Here is a 375-nt window from a genome sequence, read left to right as displayed (position 1 = left end):
CTCTGATCATGAAGGTCACGATCATGACGAACATCATGCTGATCATCATGATGGACATGACCACGACACGCACGACCATTCTGAACATGATCACGGCGATCATCATGACTCGCATGACCATAGTGGTGGCCACGGTGAATTCAACATTGCGTATCAGTACCAATGTAAAGATGTCAGCAAACTTACCGAGATTGATAGCGACTGGTTCAAGCTATTCAGTGGCACGCAGACGATTCGTGTTAACCTGCTAACCGACTCTGCACAGATTGCTACGGAACTCACCAAAGGCAACACTGTTATCAAGCTTTAATCAAAAATGGCCGCTACTCAGGTAGTGGCCATCTCCTGTCACTTTTCAACAGATTGATATAGGAA

Annotated in this window: 1 protein-coding gene; it reads left to right on the top strand. The window is 45.9% G+C overall.

What is annotated here, in order from left to right:
• The coding region (locus tag AB4585_RS27820) for a DUF2796 domain-containing protein (protein WP_372171986.1) at window positions 1–310 on the top strand (310 nt) is incomplete at its 5' end.
• Window positions 311–375: the final 65 nt, after the last annotated feature.

This window comes from Vibrio sp. 10N.222.49.C9 (assembly GCF_041474985.1).
Classification (GTDB): Bacteria; Pseudomonadota; Gammaproteobacteria; order Enterobacterales; family Vibrionaceae; genus Vibrio; species Vibrio crassostreae_C.
Note: the sequence above shows the minus strand (reverse complement) of the source record. Positions and strands in the feature narration are given on the sequence as shown.